This is a genomic window from Streptomyces sp. NPDC054847 (assembly GCF_053610925.1).
The window spans coordinates 72092-86736 of record NZ_JBSGZJ010000001.1 but is presented as its reverse complement, the minus strand read 5'-3'; the positions used below and the strand labels follow the sequence as shown (position 1 = coordinate 86736).

The following is a 14645-nucleotide window of genomic DNA, read 5'->3' as shown; positions in this document are numbered from 1 at the left end:
GCGGGTGCGCGGATCGCTGGACATGCGGACCAGGGCGATGCGGTAGAGAGCTGCGTTGGCCGCCCGGTCACCCGGATCCGTGGACCGACCCCCGCAACGTCAGGGCCGGCCTCCTCAGCACCGCCGGCCACCTCGCTGCCGCCGCCACTGAACTGCAAGACCTCGACACGATCAAGGCACGTGAGGAACTGTTCGAGGTCCTCGTCCAGCAAGGACAGGCGGTCGGAGCCGTAGGCGCCCATCCCACAGTGGCCGAGCAGCGGGCCGCCGAAGCAAAGACCGAATCCGTCTCTCTTCGGGAGGACGGGTGCTCCTTAAGTCACGGTGCTGGCGAAACCGGGCCTCGATCAGTTTGTCGATCTCGGCGACCTGCTGGTTGAGGGCCTTCACCTCCTTCGCCAGCGTGTGCACCATCTGGGCAGTCAGTTTCTCCCCAGGCAGGCTGGTGTACTGGCGCTCGGCGGCCTGGACGGCCGACTCGGCGAGCTGATCGGCGTTGCGAACGCTGCGGTTGCGCAACCAAGTCTCCAGGCGCTTGGCGCCGAGGCGGCGGAGGGCGGCCGGGGTCTTGTGACCGGTCAGCAGGGTGAGAGGGCCGGTGTTGGTGAGGTCCAGGGCTCGCTCCAGGCCGGGGAAGATGCTGGTGAGCTGGGCCCGGAGCCGGTTGACGGTGCGTGTGCGGTCGGCAACCAGGTCCATGCGGCGGCCGGTGAGGATCTTGAGGTCGGTGACGGTCTCGTCGCCGGTGCGTAAGGGGTGCAGGTCGCGCCGGATACATGCTTGTTCGGCGATGACGGCTGCATCCTTGGCGTCGGTCTTGCCCTCACCGCGGTAGCCCTCGGAGGCGCGGTGGATGGCCCGGCCCGAGAGGTAGAGCACAGGCTGGTCGTGGTTGAGGAGGATCGCGATGGCCAGGGCGGCGCCGTCGTCGGCCAGATCGATCCCCCAGGTGACCTCATGGCCCAAATCCAGGACGTCAGCGAAGAGTTCGAGCCGGCAGAATGGTCCGGTATGTCCCGAACTTCTGGCAGTGCCGTTCCAGGCAGGGCCAAACGTCATGCGAGCCCACTGTCACCACCGCGGGTCTCAATCCTGGTGACATCTGCAATGGTCTCGACGTGTCGCATCAATGCATGTGAAAGATCAGCTCGACACCTGTGCGCGCTCAGAACGTGACGCCTCGTATCTTCCCAAAGTTCCACCCAGGCGTCGCTCGAAGGGTCCACTTCTCTTCCCACCATGGCGTTCAACGCCTCTGTCGCCTTCTCAAATTTGTCCAGGACCCACTTCGAGTCTGCGGGATCGTCCCGCAGGTCCGGGTAGTCGCCGAACTCCAGCCGCTCACGGCCGTCGGTACCTTGCGTTGCTGGGATGTACAAGCCATCGTTCAGCGCCTCGTATAGGGCCGTACTCGCGTCGACACGCGCCTGCTCCGCCGCTTGGTGGAACGCTCCGGGGTCGACAATGCCATTGCCGAGCAGGCGGAACGTCCGCCCCAAGAGGTTGTCCCACGCGGCCATGGCCTTACGCACCTGCACGACCGAGCAACCTGAGCACGCTGCAGCTCGGACTGCCGAGTTGCAGCGGCATGGGCATGGGTCGAGTCGCGCTCCGCTGACGCCTCTCGGAGTGCTCGCTTTTGCACCTGAAGGGGCCCGTAGAACGTAGCGGTGCCTGCGACGATGGCACCGCCTAGTGCCCCCAGCAGACCGTAGACCGCATCCGACACGGCCACCCCCCGTAGTCAAGCAGCCCGAGTTCACTCAAGCATCGATGGCACGAACCTACTGGTGGCCAAACTTCGCTGACAACGCTCAATGTTCGATGACACGGGACAGTCGGCGTTGTTCAGCGGCGGTCTACACAGGACTAGAATCGAACGCGCGTCCGGTATGCAGCCAGCACCCCGCACACCAACAAACCCCCTTCCAGCGTCAGGCAGGTACACGCCGCGTGTGGAACAGGAATAACCATCATCGCAGCAGCGTCGGCAACGCGCCTTGTCTCCAAGGGCCGCATTCTCGTACTGGTGCCGACGCTCGACCTGCTGACCCAGACGGTGCAGGGCGTGGCACGACGCTGGGCACAAGGGCGCCGTCGCGGTGTGCAGCCTCCAAGACGACCCGGAACTGTAGAGCCGGGAGTTGTCCGCCTGCTCCACGATCTATGTCGCCTACGAAACCCTAAGACGTCGTTTCTTATGGCGTGAGCGTTCGTTGTTCCGTGTATGACGGATCTGGTCGAACGGTTGGTGCCGGAGGAGTTGTGGGTGTTGTTCCGGCGGGTGGTGCCGCCAACTGAGGTGATACGTCCGCAGGGCGGGGGCCGACGCCGGGCCGGTGACCGTGAGGCTCTCGCCGCGATCATCTTCGTGGCCACTTCGGGCTGCACCTGGAGGCAGCTCCCGCCGGTGTTCGGCCCGGCCTGGCCCACGGTCTACCGGCGCTTCGCCCAGTGGAGCCGGGACCGGGTCTGGGCCCGGCTCTACCGCGTCGTCCTCGACGAGCTCGGCGCCCGAGGCGAGCTGGACTGGTCACAGTGCGCGATCGACTCAGTCAGCGTCCGGGCTGCAAAAGGGGGTCATTGACGGGACCGAATCCGACCGATCGCGGCAAGCTGGGATCGAAAATCCACCTGATCTGTGACCGGAATGGACTGCCGCTGTCCCTGGGCATCTCCGGCGCGAACATGCACGACAGCCAGGGCCTGGAGCCCCTCGTGCGCGGATCCCGCCCATCCGGTCCCTCCGTGGCCCGCGGCGCCAGCGGCCGGCGAAGCTGCACGCGGACAAGGGATACGACTACGACCACCTGCGCCGGTGGCTCCGCGCGCGGGGAATCCGCCACCGCATCGCCCGCAAGGGCGTCGAGTCCTCACAGCGGCTGGGCCGACATCGTTGGGTGGTCGAGAGAACCGTGTCCTGGCTGGCCGGCTGCCGACGCCTCCACCGCCGCTACGAACGCAAGGCCGAGCACTTTCTTGCCTTCGTCGGCATAGCCGCGACCCTGATCGGCTACCGCCGACTGATCCGGTGAGCCAGTCGGTCGGGAGCAACAGTCGGCCAGCACCGGTGGTGTCAGTGACAGCTCGTAGGGTGCGCTGGTATTCGACGAGGAGGTTCCATGGGCTTTTCCGGTCATTTGGTCTTTGCGCGCAGTGAGCGCCCACTGCTGGAAGCACCCCTGTTCGGCAGTACCGGTCCAGGGCTGAGGGACGACGTGCACGAGTGGCAGCCGCGACCGGGCGGCTGGCAGACCCTGCAGTTGGAGCAGGGCATCTGGGAGGACGATTACCTCTTCGCCTTGGTGGAATGGACCGATACACCGGCCTGTGTCGCTGATGTCTCCGACAGCAGTGTCGCCCTCGTGACCGGCCTGGACACCAATGGGCGCCGCTGGCAAGCATGGCTCAACTTGCACAACGCCGCGGCCCTCCTCGTCGAGGAACACGAGGACGTGGACGACGTGAGCCTTTGGATAGCCACCCCCGAGTTCGAAGAAGCCATCGGGCACAAGCGCGCAGAGCTCGATGCGGAGGTGCCGGCCGACGCCGAAGGCGCTCTCGTGTGGGCTTCAGCAGCTGGCGTCCAGGCCGCGGCGCAGCAGCCTCGGATCGAGGAACTGCTGCGCGCACGAGAGACCTTCGTTGAGGAACTCTTCGACGCGCTGCTGGACGAGCTGGGCTTCCCTGAAGCTGCCCACTCCGCACAACAGCCATAAGAAACGACGTCTAAGCACGACGTGGAAGACCGCCCACCCGCAGCAGCTCGTCGACGACGTCCTGCGAATCATTGCGGACGACGTGGACTCCTCGCAGGCCCTGCCGCCGGACTCCGGGCCGTTGCGCGCGATGGGGCCTGACCACTCCCCGGCGTGGGCTCGCCGAGGAGACTGCCGACGAGTCCCGGCCGCTCGGCAATTCCAGCGTGGAAATACGGCCGTTGGTGGATTCTCAGATCTCCTCGACGGTTCCGCTACTCGTCGATCGCCGCCCCGAACTGCGCATTGGCCACCGGTGCCCCGAGGGACGCCCCGTCGTAGGTCCACGTGCCCTTGGCCACCAGCCCCGACGACGACGCGGGGACGACCCAAACGAAGCCGTCATTGGTGTTCTTGATGGCGCTCTTTGAACCTCCCCAGGTGTCGCTCTTCAGATGGCCAAACCTGCTCAGGTGATCTCCCCACCCATTGCGTGATCTTCCCGGCGTGTCGAACTGGTCTCGGCGTGTTCTGGAGAGCCTGCGTGCGCACGGAGTTCGGGCTGTTGAAGGGCCCTGGATGCTCACCTGGGAGGAAGACGTGGATGCTCACGCACTGCGTCGCCAGGGCTGGTCGATCTCGGCGATCGCCCGGCACCTGGGGCACGACCGCAAGACGATCCGCGCGTATCTGAATGGCGAGCGGGTCTCCGGATATCGACGTCAGTCGCCGGACGCGTTCATGCCGTTCTTGGAGTACTGCCGCCAACGACTCAGCGACGACCCCCACTTGTGGGCCTCGACGCTCTTCGACGAAGTGGTGGAACTCGGCTATTCGGGCGGCTACTCAACCTTCACCCGGGCCCTTCGGCGATACAAAGCGCGACCCCACTGCGAACCATGCCGGGCGTCAAGCGGCCGCGACGTGGCGATCATCGCGCATCCTCCGGGCGAGGAGATCCAGTTCGACTGGGTCGAGCTCCCGGACCCGCCCGCGGAGTGGGGCGTCGGTGCCAACGCGCATCTCCTCGTCGGTGCCCTGGCCCACTCGGGACGATGGCGGGCCGTGCTCGCGGAGGCAGAGACCTTCCCACACCTGGTCCAGTCCATCGACGCCGTGCTGCGGCGCCTGGGCGGAACCGCCCGCAGGTGGCGGTTCGACCGGATGGCCACCGTCTGCCACCCGCCGACCGGACGGATCCTGCCGACCTTCGCCGCCGTCGCAAAGTACTACGGAGCCGGCATCGACATCTGCCCGCCCCGGCGGGGCAACCGCAAGGGTGTCGTCGAGAAGGCCAACCACTCAGCGGCTCAGCGCTGGTGGCGAACCGTCCCGGACGGCATCAGCATCGAGGCAGGCCAGAACGGCGTGGACAAGCTGGCCGTCCAGATGGACAACCGCAAGCGCAAGCTCGACGGAGCCTCGACCACGGTCGCCGCGCTCGCCGAAGCCGAGCCGCTGCTGGACCTGCCGACCCGCCCCTTCCCCGCCGAGCTGGAGCAGACCCGAGTCGTCAGCCCGCAAGGACTCGTCTCCTTCGCCGGCAACCAATACTCCGTCCCGCCCGGGCTGACCGGCGCCCACGTCACGGTCCGGATCCGCCTCGGCGAGGACGACCTGCATGTGGTCACCGCCGGCCGCGCGATCATCGCCCACCACCGCCGGGCACCGGACGGAGCGGGTCAGACCGTCCGGGACTCCGGGCACGTCATCGCCCTCGAACGAGCCGTTCTCGCCTCGTTCACCGACAAGGCTCCCTGCCGCACCAAGGTCCGCCGGCCCCCGTCGGCCGCGGCCCAGGCGGAAGCCGAAAAGCTTCGCGGCCGACCTGAAACAGACGTCGCGAACCGGGTCGTCATCGACCTGTCTCACTACGCCGCCGTCGCCGACCGGCTGCGGCAGGCCCCCACCCACGAAGACCCAGGAGCGTGAGAGTGAGTGACACCATGCCGATGAGCGAGGCCCGCCGCTACCAGCAGCTGCGAGGCCACCTGTCCTATCTGAAACTCAACGACGCCGCCGAAGCCCTTCCCCGCGTCCTGGACCAGGCCCGAGCCGAGCGGATGACCCTCACCACCGCCTTGGAGAAACTCCTCGAGATCGAAGTCGAGGCGACCGAAGCCCGCAAACTCTCCTCCCGACTGAGGTTCGCCTGCCTGCCAGAACCATGGACTTTGAACGACTTCGACTTCGCTGCCCAGCCAGGCGTCGACGAGAAACTCATCCGCGACCTGGCTACCCTGCGGTTCCTCGACAATGCCTCCAACGTCCTGCTGGTCGGCCCGCCCGGCGTCGGCAAGACGATGCTGGCCGTCGCACTCGCCCGCTCTGCGGTCGATGCCGGCCACCGCGTCTACTTCACCACCGCCGCCGAACTCGCCGCCAAGTGTCACAAGGCCGCACTCGAAGGCCGCTGGTCGAGCATCATGCGGTTCTTCGCCGGACCCCGCCTGCTCGTGATCGACGAACTCGGATACCTCCCGCTGCCGGGCGACGGCGCCTCGGCCCTCTTCCAGGTGATCAACCAGAGGTATCTGAAGTCGAGCACGATCCTCACGACCAATGTCGGTATTGCAGATTGGGCAGGCGCCTTCGGCGACGCGACGGTCGCCGCCGCGATGCTCGACCGGCTCCTTCACCGAGCCGCCGTAGTCGGCATCGATGGCCCGTCCTACCGCCTCCGCTCGCACCAGTCCCACTCCGACAACCTCCGCAAAGGGGTGACTGGACGTGCTGGTTGAACACCGGGCCTGCCCCATCTGCTGGACCCAGTTCCAGGTCAACCCCCAGGCAACCCGACACACCTACTGCACCCCCCGCTGCAAGGCCGAAGCAGCCAGGCGACGACGCCGCGAACGCGACGAAGCCATCAACACAGCGGAGACCGACGTGGTCACGCGGCAGGCGCCGGCACCCACACCCCTGACGCCCACAGCTATCCGCAACTGCCCGCACTGCGACAAACCCGTCACTATCGTCGCGCTTCTCGCCACCCCCGAGGCCGCGCGGCCCACCATCCCTGCAGCAAGTCCCGACGTCATCCCCATGCGCCGCAGCTGAGCGGCCGCACGTCACTGACCTTGTCGGCCCCAGGCGGCGGCAGGGTCAGCTGGCGTTTCCGAACGAGGCGCCGATGTTGTTCCACATGAAGGCGTCCTTCCAATCCGGGCGCCCCTTGGCCCAGCCGCTCAGGGCGACGATCACCTTTTCCTGGGAGATCGTCCGGGTCTGGTAGTGCTCTGCCGCCGTCCCGTCACGGAACTCCAGCTGGTAGGTGTTGTCATCCCTCAGCCACACCTGCACATACCAATCACCGGCAGCCTCATCGTCGACTCGCTCGACGATCACGAAGGCGTTGCCCCGGCCGAGGTTCGCCACCATCCGACTCAAGGCCGCGGGCCCCGGATTCCTCACCTGACGACCGTGCTCGTCTCTCGCTTGCAGCATGGCCCGATCATCCCCCACAGCTCTGACACCCGTCGAAGAGCAGCCACGTCACGCCCGCGCTCGCTCCCCACGTTCCCCAGTTGGTTCACTCCGTGAACCAACTGGGGCGAAGAGTAGCTCTGAGGAAAATTCGGGATCGGTATCAGCTCGTGGGTGATGACGTTCTTCCGCATGATCTCCTGCTGCGCCGGATCGGACGAGTACCAGCCGGCGGCCCAGTATTCGGAGTTGATGCGGAGGTGGCCGCCCCAGGCGGACTGGTCGGCGGTGGAGACGCACGGGTCGGCGGTGCTCATGCCTGCGGTTCCGGTGGGCCGGTAGCTGTAGTGGACGACGATGCGCCGCCACGCCGGGCAGGTGCCGACGGGGGTGGTGTCGAGGGTGGTGGAGACGGTGACTTGCACGCCGGTGGTGGCGGTGATCTGCGCGGCCGGGCCGGTGAGGTAGGGGGTGAGACGGCTGCGGGCGGCACTGTCGGCGAAAACGATCACGTACGGCTGGGAGTGGATGCTGGTGATGCCGTGGCTGGTGAGGGCTTTCCACCCGGTTCCGTGGAAGCGGGGGTAGGTGCGGAAGTCGTAGGTCGGCGTGGGGCCGGTGGTGGGGGGCCAGGTGCTGGCGGCGGCCGTGGTGGTCACGGGGGTCATGGCGGCCCGTGCCGGGGTGCGGCGGTCACCGGGTTCGGCAGGGGTGGCGCAGGCGACGACGAGGCCGCAGGCGGCCGTTAACAGGGCCAGGAGGCGGCAGGTGCGGCGGGCGGGGATGACGCGGGACGGAAAGGGCATGCCCTTCAGTCTGGGCACATATCACTCGACCGTTGCCCCCGCTCGGACGCGGCTGCGCCCCGGCTACTGGGGGTAGTCCGGGGCGCAGGCGTCGGGGGGTGGAGTTGGTGTCAGCCCCAGGCGGAGTCGCGGGCGACCGTCGTGTCCGTACCGTCTTCGGTGGGCTCCGGTGCCGGCTCGTCGGCGGGCGGGGTGCCCCACGCGGAGTCGTCAGTGCCGGTGGGGTCCTCGACGACCGTGGACGTGTCGCTGCCGCCGGTGCAGGCGGAGGCAGCCGCGGCACTGCCGAGGACGCCGGCAGTGGTGAGGGTGAGGATGGCGAGGGCGCGGCGCAGCTTCATGACAGCGTCCAATCCGGTGTGGCGACGTGTGGCGGGCGGGGCGGGCCTCCCGGCCGGCGAAACGTTTCCTGCTGCGATCCACCCCTGGTGTCTGGCCAACGCGGTGCACTGGAAAGACGGTTGTGGAGGATACGTCGTTGGGCCGGGAGGAGCCCCACTGGTCGTTACTCTTGCTGTACCGCCATTCAGTGTTCAACCTTTGCCGTGTGCGTCTTTATGCACAGCGTGAACTCGCACGCGGTAGTACGAGACTTCGACGGGGGCACACGTGAACGAACGGGGCGAACCGCCGTCCGGTTGTGAGGCAATGTCGGCGTCCGGTCTGGACCTCTACGGCCGTATCGCGGCCGGCGGACGTCCCGGCGCGGGCGACGAAGCGGCGCTCGACGAGCTGTGGGCGTTCGGTCTGGTGTCCGCCGACCCGGACCAGCCGGACCGGCCGGTGATCCTGGAGCCGCGCCGTGCGATACGGGACCAGGCGCGGGCGCAGATCGCGATGCTGGCCCGTCAGGCTGCCGCGTTGGCGCAGCTTCCCGAGCTGTCGGACGAGCTGGCCGTGCACTACGACCGGGTCCGCAACCGGGAAGGTGTCGGCTGCGAATATTTGGACGACCCGGCGGAGGTGAACGCCCGGATCGGGGCGGCGTTGGCCGGGGCGCGGGTGGAGATGCTGACGGCTCAGCCCGGGGGGCCTCGTACCCGGAAGCTGTTGAGTCTGGCGGTGGACCGGGACGCGAAGGCCCTCGAGCGGGGGGTGCGGGTGAAAACCTTGTACCTGGACACCGTTCGGACGGATCCGGTGACCCGCGAGTGGGCGACCATCATGACCGGGAAGGGCGCCGTGTTCCGGACCATGCCGTCGCCGTTCCAGCGGTGCATCATCATCGACCGGCAGCACGCCTTCATCAACGACCACCTGCACGTTCAGGACGGTGGGCCGGTGAACGCGGCCTGGTATGTGCAGGACCACGGCATGGTCGCCTGGATTGCTGCCGTGTTCGACGAGGTCTGGCGCCGGGCCGATGTGTGGACCGGGGACGCGCACTGCGCCGGGCTGGGGATCGGTGTGGGTGCGGGACCGCGGACGACTCGCCGGCAGCGGGAGATGCTGCGGGACTTGTGCGAGGGCCTCGGGCAGGACGCGACGGCGAAGCGGCTGGGCTGGTCACCGCGGGCGGTGGCGAAGGAGTTCCAGGCGCTGCGTGCCATGTTCGGGGCGAAGACGCAGGCGCAGTTGGCGTACGAGTGGGCGCAGTGCCCGGAGCGGCTCATCGACGACGAGCCGGCCATCGCCCAGGGCGACGTCGACACCGCAGCCTGACCGCACGGGCCCCGGGGCGTTGTCAGTGCCTGCTGCCAGGATCCGCGTGTGGCAGAACCGATGAGCCTGGAGGAGCGCCAGAACTGGCGTGACGCCCAGCGGACGGCCGTGTACCGGCTGTACGACGAGGATGGGGTGCTGCTGTACGTCGGCATCACCTATGACGTGCCGGAACGGTGGCGACATCACCGGCGGCACAAGCCCTGGTGGCCGCAGGTCGCCCATGAGCGGCTGGTCTGGTACGACACCAGGCCGGAGGCCGAGGCGGCGGAGACGCACGCGATCGTCGCCGAGGAGCCGCTGCACAACCAGGTGAAGAACTGGTCCGACTTCCGGGCGAACTACCGCATCCAGTGGATCGGAGGCCGGTTGCGGGAGGAGCGGTCCGTACTGTGTACGCCGCGCCGGCCGCGGGCGAAGGCGAAGCTGGCGAGAGTCGTCGAGCTCGAGGGGCAGCTGCGGCTCCTCGCGGACCACGCGCCGAACCAATGGGGCGCCTGGCACTGGCAGAAGAACCGGTCAGCCCGGCAGGTGATGGAGGACATTCTCTGCGGCCGTGGCCCGGTCCTGGACGATCCGCTGACGGCCAGCCGGTGCGAGAACGACGAGTGCCCGCTGTGTGGCGGGCCGGTGCCGTGCCCGGTCGTGAAGGAGATGGCAGAGCCGTACCGGGAGCACCCGTTCTACTGCCTGTGACGGGCCCGTGAGGCGCCGAGGAGGTAGGTGTGCGGCGAATGGTCGGCGCACTCCTGCCAGCCCCACATGATGAGGTCGCATGGGTGGCAGTACCGGCGCAGCCTAGGGACAGCCCAGGACCAGTACGCCACCACGCTGACCAAAGTCCGCACGTCAGCCGTCCCGCCTCGAGGCGTTCGACGGCTGGTGCCCTTTGAGTTCGGCCAGCTCCCGCTGCACCTCCACCAGCTTGGCCAGGTGGCCGGCGGCGACTTCCTCCCAGGTGGTACGGCGGCCGCGACCGGTCATCAGCATGTCCCAGCCGCGCAGGGCATACGTGAGGTCGCAGATGCGGGAGCGGAGACCTTCCGGGTCCCGCTCCTGCCGGAGTTCGGCGAGCTCGGCCTCGAGACGGGTCATGTCTTCGGCGGTGCGCTGCTTCTGGGCTTCGCGGCCGCGGTCGTAGCCGCGCCTGAACGCGGCACGGCGCTCCTCCCGCGGGCACTCCCCGATCCAGTCGAGGAGCGCCTCGGCAGCATCGCGGTGGGCTTCCGCCTCGTCGGGGTCGGTCTGGGCGAGCTCGTCGATGCCGACGCCGTACGTGTAGGAGCGGCACAGCTTGTCGGCCAGCACGGCCAGGCGCTCCGCGCGGGTCGGCGGCTGGTCCTCGGGCGGTTGGTCGGTCACGGCTGCTCCTGCGGCGTGAGGGTGTCGCGTACGTGCTGGGCGGTGTCCTCGAGGTTGGCGGTCCACGGGGCTCCGGCAGCGATCTGGTCGGCCACGCGGCGGACACGGGCCTCGAGGTGGTGGAGCTCCATCACCAGCTCGGTTCCGGCCTGGGCCTGGTTGTGGAACCGCTGCCGCATTTCGTCGCGGTCTCGTACGACGGGCTCCAGGGTCTTCTTGAGCTCCTGCTGGACTATGGGGAGCACGGCATCGGCAAGGTCGCCGCGGCGCATGTCGGGTCGGTAGTCGGCGGCTTCGAGGGCGTCAGCGATGAGCTGACGGAGGCGGGGGGCGCAGAGACCGAACTGGACGTCGGGCTGGTCGGTCACGAGCTCCTCCGGGCGCAAGCGAAGTGGTTGGGGCATTGGGGCTTGTTGTCCCACCAGCGAGCTGTGGCGCGGGGGATGGCCGTTCCGCACCACTGGCAGGTGACGGTGTCCTCGTCCTGCTCGGTCATAGGTAGCTCCCGGTAGTGGTGAGGTGGCGGATACGGCGGCCGAGGAACCAGCCGTGGCGGCGGGTGGCGGGTCGGGCGGTTTCGAGGAACAAGGGTGTGGGGCCGGGGAGGACGTATCGGGGGAGGGTCCGCGTTCGGGCCTTGGGGCGGCGCTGTGGGCGCTGCGGGACGGCCGGGGCGGGTCCGGGTCGGGCGGGCTCCCACAGGGGCTCCTGACGCCACGTGAGGGGGATTGCGGCTTGGCCGTCGAGTGGGGCCGGGGTGGGGAGGGTGAGGCGCTTCTCGACGGCACGGATCCGGGCCCGCGTCTCAGGTGTCGTCACCCGCAGCTCCCGCAGGCTCGAGGTCGTCGGCGAGGAGGCGGAGCCGGCCGCGGTTCGCCGCGAACGTCTCGCCCGGGGTGGGCCAGTCATCGGCGCACAGCCCGTACTTCGGCGGCTGCCATTTCGGGAGGTAGTGCTTGTAGACGCGTTCCCAGTCGGCGTTGAAGTAGCAGGGCAGGAGGCCGCCCGTGTTCGGGATCGGCTCGGGCGCGCCTTCGTTCTGTTCGCGGACCTGCTCGGTCACGCGGTCGGCGTGGCCCTTGTGGCGCTTGCAGAACCAGTGCGGGGTAATCCAGCCGGTGCGGGGGTCCTTTTCGAGGACGCGGTGGTGGGAGTCGGCTCCGCAGACGCCGTCTTCGGTGCGCCAGTCCCTGGGCGGCTCGTATCCGGGGTCGACGTGCACGATCGGGGGCGGCAGCCTTCGGGCGATGGCCTCGTCGGCCAGCACGGGTACGTCGGGCGGGGTGGGCTGGGTACGCGGCTTGTACGGGCGGGGACGGTAGGGGCGCAGGCGCGGCGCCTCGCAGAAGGGCCGGTCGAACTGGAGGTTCCTTGCTGACTCGGGCGGCTCATAGCGGGGTGCATCCGCGGTGACGAGCCGGTCGTAGCGGGCCTGCCTTCCGTGCTCCACGCCCAGCTTGCGGCGGGCGGTCCGAAGCGGGCTGACGCCTTCCTCGCGCTTGGCGAGGTCGACGGCGTAGGCGACGGCAAGGAGGAGTTCGCGTGCTTCGTGGCCGACGCGGGGGTCCTCGTAGATGGCTGCGACGAGTTCGGGGAACGTGCGCTTCGGTCGCTGCTCGGTCGAGGGCGGCTTCACCGCGGACAGGTGGGTCACGGGGCGCTCCTGTCGGGTTCTGTGGCCGGGAGGGCGTACACGGCCTCGAGGGCTTCGGTCTCGTACTGGGCCGGGGTCTTGTGGTCCCACTTGACGTGGTCGAACGCGTCGCGGAGGGCGTGCTGCCAGCTGTCGCAGTTGTGGCGGGAGCTGCCTGCCGGGTGGGGACCGCGGGTGTGACCGACGCAGACGCAGGTGTAGCCCCAGGCGCCGTTGCGGCGGCGGTGGACGAGGGGCTTGCCGGGGCGGAGGGGGAAGCGGCCCTGGGCGGCGGTGTCGCCGTACTTCGCACGCCGTGTCATCGGCCGGCCTCGTTCTGTTCGGCGGCCGGCAGAGCGATCGGTTCGCGTGCGGGGAGCGGGACGACGCGGACCGTGGCGGTGCGCTGGACGATCCGGTGCTTCATGTCGGCGAACCGCTGCATGAGCTTCCGCTGCCGGTCCGCAGCCCAGTACGCGTCCGTCTCCGCGCTGCTGGACTGCTCCCACGTGCCGTCGGGCTGCTCGGTCTGGACGAAGAACTCGACCGTGGTACGCACTTCCCCGACGGGCTTCTCCGGGTCGGGGGTCGCGAGCCGGGCGCAGCCGGTGGCCGCAGCCCACGACTCGCGGGTGTGCCCGAACGGGTCGACGACCTGGGACACGGGCCCCGGCCACTGCGACGCTTCGGCAAGGCGGGCAAGGTCGGCAAGCTCGTGGGCGAACTGGTTGATGAGGGTGCGGGACTGCTCGCTGTCGCCGAGGGCGTTAAGGAGCTGGTCGTAGGCGGAGGGCTCCAGCTCACTGGGCTTCATCACGACCGGGCCTCCTTCTGTGCGGCACGACGGGCGCGCATCCGGGCGAGGATCTGCGCTGGCGTGGGCTGCTCCCACGAGTGGAGGCCCTTGGAGCGGATGTAGCTTCGACCGTGGTTGCCACGCTCCTCGCCGCACCAGCGGCAGGAGAATGGCGACCAGATGGTGCGGCTCCTCACGGCGTGGCCTCCTGCTTGAGCTGGTCTTGTACGGCGACCAGGACGTCGGGGGTCGGTGTCCAAAAGCCGAGCTGCCCGGACGCCGGCACCGGCTCGGCGAGGGCACGAACGTCCTCGAGCTGCCAGTGGAAGTAGTCGGTCATGCCCCACGGTGCACAGCAGCCGGAGTCGAGGTGGCAGGAGGCCAGCACCGCGGTGCCGAGGATTGCGGATCGGGCGTCGGGCCGCGGCCCCCAGAGATCGGCGTCACGGTGGAATGCCGCGCCGGCATGGATGAGGATCGTGGCGCCCACGTACTTGGGCGGGATGGGGCGGGAGCGGTTCTCGACGGTCTTCCGGCCGTGGAGGGGGTGCCCGCCGTGGACGATGGCGTCGGCGTACGGCTGCCGGACGGTGAGGGCCTTCACGACTGCACCTCCTCGTCGGTCTCGCAGACGTGGTCGTCTGTGGCGAAGGGCTGCCCGTTCTCGTCGTGCAGGACCAGGCCGTCGTCCTCGTCGTACCAACCGTCTCCGGTGGCACCGCAGGCGCCGCATTCCCAGGTGCCCGCGAGGCTGATCCCGGTGAAGCCTCTGCTGCTGCTCATTCCTTGGCCTCCCGGCTGTCGATGTCGGAGATCCACGCCTGGGTGACGGCGGCGACCTGAACCAGCTCCGCACGAAGCGCTGTGGGGTCGGACTCGGCGAGCGCTTCGTACACCTCCTCGAGGAGGACGTCACGCCAGGCGAGGGCGCCCACGGCGGCGTAGCGGTCGGTCTGGTCGCGGTACCGGTTGGCGGCGTGCTTGTACACGGGGAGGCCGGTGCCGTCGGGGTGATGCTGGTCGCCGAACTTGGCGAGCTGCGCCTGCCGCTCGGTGTCGACGTCGACCATGTGCTGGGCCAGGCCGGGGGTGCGGGGGAGGACGCTGCCCATGTAGGCCGCGGTGTTCACGGTCAGCATGGCGACAAGGTCGGCTGCACCTTCGGGCGTGCCGACGCGGACCGGGGTATCACGGACGGTTTCGGCAATGGTGCGGGCGAGGGGGGCCAGTTCGGCCTGCTGCTCGGTGGTGAGGTCGGCCAT

General features: G+C 68.8%; 19 protein-coding genes and 3 pseudogenes. 8 read left to right on the top strand and 14 right to left on the bottom strand.

Features of this window, described 5'->3' with window-relative positions:
* Positions 1-321 precede the first annotated feature (321 nt).
* Both ACWGH4_RS00615 and ACWGH4_RS00610 read right to left on the bottom strand, forming a co-directional pair.
* Positions 322-993: pseudogene (locus ACWGH4_RS00615) on the bottom strand (IS110 family transposase); the annotation flags it as partial.
* A gap of 62 nt (positions 994-1055) precedes the next feature.
* On the bottom strand, positions 1056-1538 hold the full coding sequence (locus ACWGH4_RS00610; RefSeq protein ID WP_453454086.1) for a hypothetical protein: 483 nt from the start codon (positions 1536-1538) through the stop codon (positions 1056-1058).
* A 401-nt stretch (positions 1539-1939) separates the two neighbouring features.
* On the opposite strand from ACWGH4_RS00610, the pseudogene ACWGH4_RS00605 reads away from it, so the two are divergent.
* From ACWGH4_RS00605 to ACWGH4_RS00580, 6 genes and pseudogenes are all read left to right on the top strand, one after another.
* Positions 1940-2132: pseudogene (locus ACWGH4_RS00605) on the top strand (DEAD/DEAH box helicase family protein); the annotation flags it as partial.
* Positions 2133-2227: 95 nt separating this feature from the next.
* Positions 2228-3035: pseudogene (locus ACWGH4_RS00600) on the top strand (IS5 family transposase).
* 87 nt (positions 3036-3122) lie between these two features.
* Positions 3123-3719 carry a hypothetical protein gene (locus ACWGH4_RS00595; RefSeq protein WP_453454084.1) on the top strand — a complete coding sequence of 199 codons (597 nt, stop codon included), beginning with the start codon at positions 3123-3125 and terminating at the stop codon, positions 3717-3719.
* A 579-nt stretch (positions 3720-4298) separates the two neighbouring features.
* Positions 4299-5630: an IS21/IS408/IS1162 family transposase gene (locus tag ACWGH4_RS00590; RefSeq protein ID WP_453454082.1), complete on the top strand. Its 1332-nt coding sequence runs from the start codon at positions 4299-4301 to the stop codon at positions 5628-5630.
* Positions 5631-5632: 2 nt separating this feature from the next.
* Positions 5633-6439: an IS21-like element helper ATPase IstB gene (gene istB / locus ACWGH4_RS00585; RefSeq protein ID WP_314250970.1), complete on the top strand. Its 807-nt coding sequence runs from the start codon at positions 5633-5635 to the stop codon at positions 6437-6439.
* The gene (locus tag ACWGH4_RS00580; RefSeq protein ID WP_453454080.1) at positions 6429-6758 is read left to right on the top strand and encodes a hypothetical protein; all 330 of its coding nucleotides are present in this window, start codon (positions 6429-6431) and stop codon (positions 6756-6758) included. Before istB ends, ACWGH4_RS00580 begins: the two co-directional genes overlap by 11 nt.
* 45 nt (positions 6759-6803) lie before the next feature.
* Here ACWGH4_RS00580 and ACWGH4_RS00575 read toward each other — a convergent pair whose 3' ends face one another.
* The 3 genes from ACWGH4_RS00575 to ACWGH4_RS00565 form a co-directional block, all read right to left on the bottom strand.
* Positions 6804-7145 (bottom strand): hypothetical protein, encoded by a 342-nt coding sequence (locus ACWGH4_RS00575; protein ID WP_453454078.1) that lies wholly within the window; start codon positions 7143-7145, stop codon positions 6804-6806.
* Positions 7109-7930 carry a hypothetical protein gene (locus ACWGH4_RS00570; RefSeq protein WP_453454077.1) on the bottom strand — a complete coding sequence of 274 codons (822 nt, stop codon included), beginning with the start codon at positions 7928-7930 and terminating at the stop codon, positions 7109-7111. The genes ACWGH4_RS00575 and ACWGH4_RS00570 overlap by 37 nt, the downstream gene beginning before the upstream one ends.
* 110 nt (positions 7931-8040) lie before the next feature.
* A complete protein-coding gene (locus ACWGH4_RS00565; protein ID WP_453454075.1) occupies positions 8041-8271 on the bottom strand; it encodes a hypothetical protein in 231 nt (76 codons plus the stop codon).
* Between the two features lie 307 nt (positions 8272-8578).
* Here ACWGH4_RS00565 and ACWGH4_RS00560 point away from each other — a divergent pair, with 307 nt between their 5' ends.
* Complete coding sequence (locus ACWGH4_RS00560) at positions 8579-9592, top strand: hypothetical protein (protein WP_453454074.1); 1014 nt, start codon at positions 8579-8581, stop codon at positions 9590-9592.
* Positions 9593-9640: 48 nt separating this feature from the next.
* Complete coding sequence (locus ACWGH4_RS00555) at positions 9641-10288, top strand: GIY-YIG nuclease family protein (protein WP_453454073.1); 648 nt, start codon at positions 9641-9643, stop codon at positions 10286-10288.
* Between the two features lie 153 nt (positions 10289-10441).
* Here ACWGH4_RS00555 and ACWGH4_RS00550 read toward each other — a convergent pair whose 3' ends face one another.
* The 9 genes from ACWGH4_RS00550 to ACWGH4_RS00510 all read right to left on the bottom strand — a co-directional run bounded on the left by ACWGH4_RS00550 (position 10442) and on the right by ACWGH4_RS00510 (position 14645).
* Positions 10442-10954, bottom strand: coding sequence for a hypothetical protein (locus ACWGH4_RS00550; RefSeq protein ID WP_453454071.1), 513 nt, complete (start codon positions 10952-10954; stop codon positions 10442-10444).
* Complete coding sequence (locus ACWGH4_RS00545) at positions 10951-11322, bottom strand: hypothetical protein (protein ID WP_453454069.1); 372 nt, start codon at positions 11320-11322, stop codon at positions 10951-10953. Before ACWGH4_RS00545 ends, ACWGH4_RS00550 begins: the two co-directional genes overlap by 4 nt.
* Positions 11323-11759: 437 nt before the next feature.
* Entirely contained in the window at positions 11760-12608 is an 849-nt protein-coding gene (locus ACWGH4_RS00540; RefSeq protein WP_453454068.1) for a hypothetical protein, read from the bottom strand.
* Entirely contained in the window at positions 12605-12910 is a 306-nt protein-coding gene (locus ACWGH4_RS00535; RefSeq protein ID WP_453454066.1) for a hypothetical protein, read from the bottom strand. Before ACWGH4_RS00535 ends, ACWGH4_RS00540 begins: the two co-directional genes overlap by 4 nt.
* Positions 12907-13404, bottom strand: coding sequence for a hypothetical protein (locus ACWGH4_RS00530; protein WP_453454064.1), 498 nt, complete (start codon positions 13402-13404; stop codon positions 12907-12909). The genes ACWGH4_RS00535 and ACWGH4_RS00530 overlap by 4 nt, the downstream gene beginning before the upstream one ends.
* Positions 13401-13580 (bottom strand): hypothetical protein, encoded by a 180-nt coding sequence (locus ACWGH4_RS00525; RefSeq protein ID WP_453454062.1) that lies wholly within the window; start codon positions 13578-13580, stop codon positions 13401-13403. The genes ACWGH4_RS00530 and ACWGH4_RS00525 overlap by 4 nt, the downstream gene beginning before the upstream one ends.
* Entirely contained in the window at positions 13577-13987 is a 411-nt protein-coding gene (locus ACWGH4_RS00520) for a hypothetical protein (RefSeq protein ID WP_453454060.1), read from the bottom strand. Before ACWGH4_RS00520 ends, ACWGH4_RS00525 begins: the two co-directional genes overlap by 4 nt.
* The gene (locus ACWGH4_RS00515) at positions 13984-14166 is read right to left on the bottom strand and encodes a hypothetical protein (protein ID WP_453454059.1); all 183 of its coding nucleotides are present in this window, start codon (positions 14164-14166) and stop codon (positions 13984-13986) included. Before ACWGH4_RS00515 ends, ACWGH4_RS00520 begins: the two co-directional genes overlap by 4 nt.
* Entirely contained in the window at positions 14163-14645 is a 483-nt protein-coding gene (locus tag ACWGH4_RS00510) for an NUDIX hydrolase (RefSeq protein ID WP_453454058.1), read from the bottom strand. The genes ACWGH4_RS00515 and ACWGH4_RS00510 overlap by 4 nt, the downstream gene beginning before the upstream one ends.

Coding starts and splice junctions, on each gene's coding strand:
- ACWGH4_RS00595 (WP_453454084.1), top strand. CDS start 3,123: ATGGGCTTTTCCGGTCATTTGGTCTTTGCGCGCAGTGAGCGCCCACTG.
- ACWGH4_RS00570 (WP_453454077.1), bottom strand. CDS start 7,930: ATGCCCTTTCCGTCCCGCGTCATCCCCGCCCGCCGCACCTGCCGCCTC.
- ACWGH4_RS00535 (WP_453454066.1), bottom strand. CDS start 12,910: ATGACACGGCGTGCGAAGTACGGCGACACCGCCGCCCAGGGCCGCTTC.
- ACWGH4_RS00575 (WP_453454078.1), bottom strand. CDS start 7,145: ATGCTGCAAGCGAGAGACGAGCACGGTCGTCAGGTGAGGAATCCGGGG.
- ACWGH4_RS00510 (WP_453454058.1), bottom strand. CDS start 14,645: ATGGCCGACCTCACCACCGAGCAGCAGGCCGAACTGGCCCCCCTCGCC.
- ACWGH4_RS00560 (WP_453454074.1), top strand. CDS start 8,579: ATGTCGGCGTCCGGTCTGGACCTCTACGGCCGTATCGCGGCCGGCGGA.
- ACWGH4_RS00515 (WP_453454059.1), bottom strand. CDS start 14,166: ATGAGCAGCAGCAGAGGCTTCACCGGGATCAGCCTCGCGGGCACCTGG.
- ACWGH4_RS00565 (WP_453454075.1), bottom strand. CDS start 8,271: ATGAAGCTGCGCCGCGCCCTCGCCATCCTCACCCTCACCACTGCCGGC.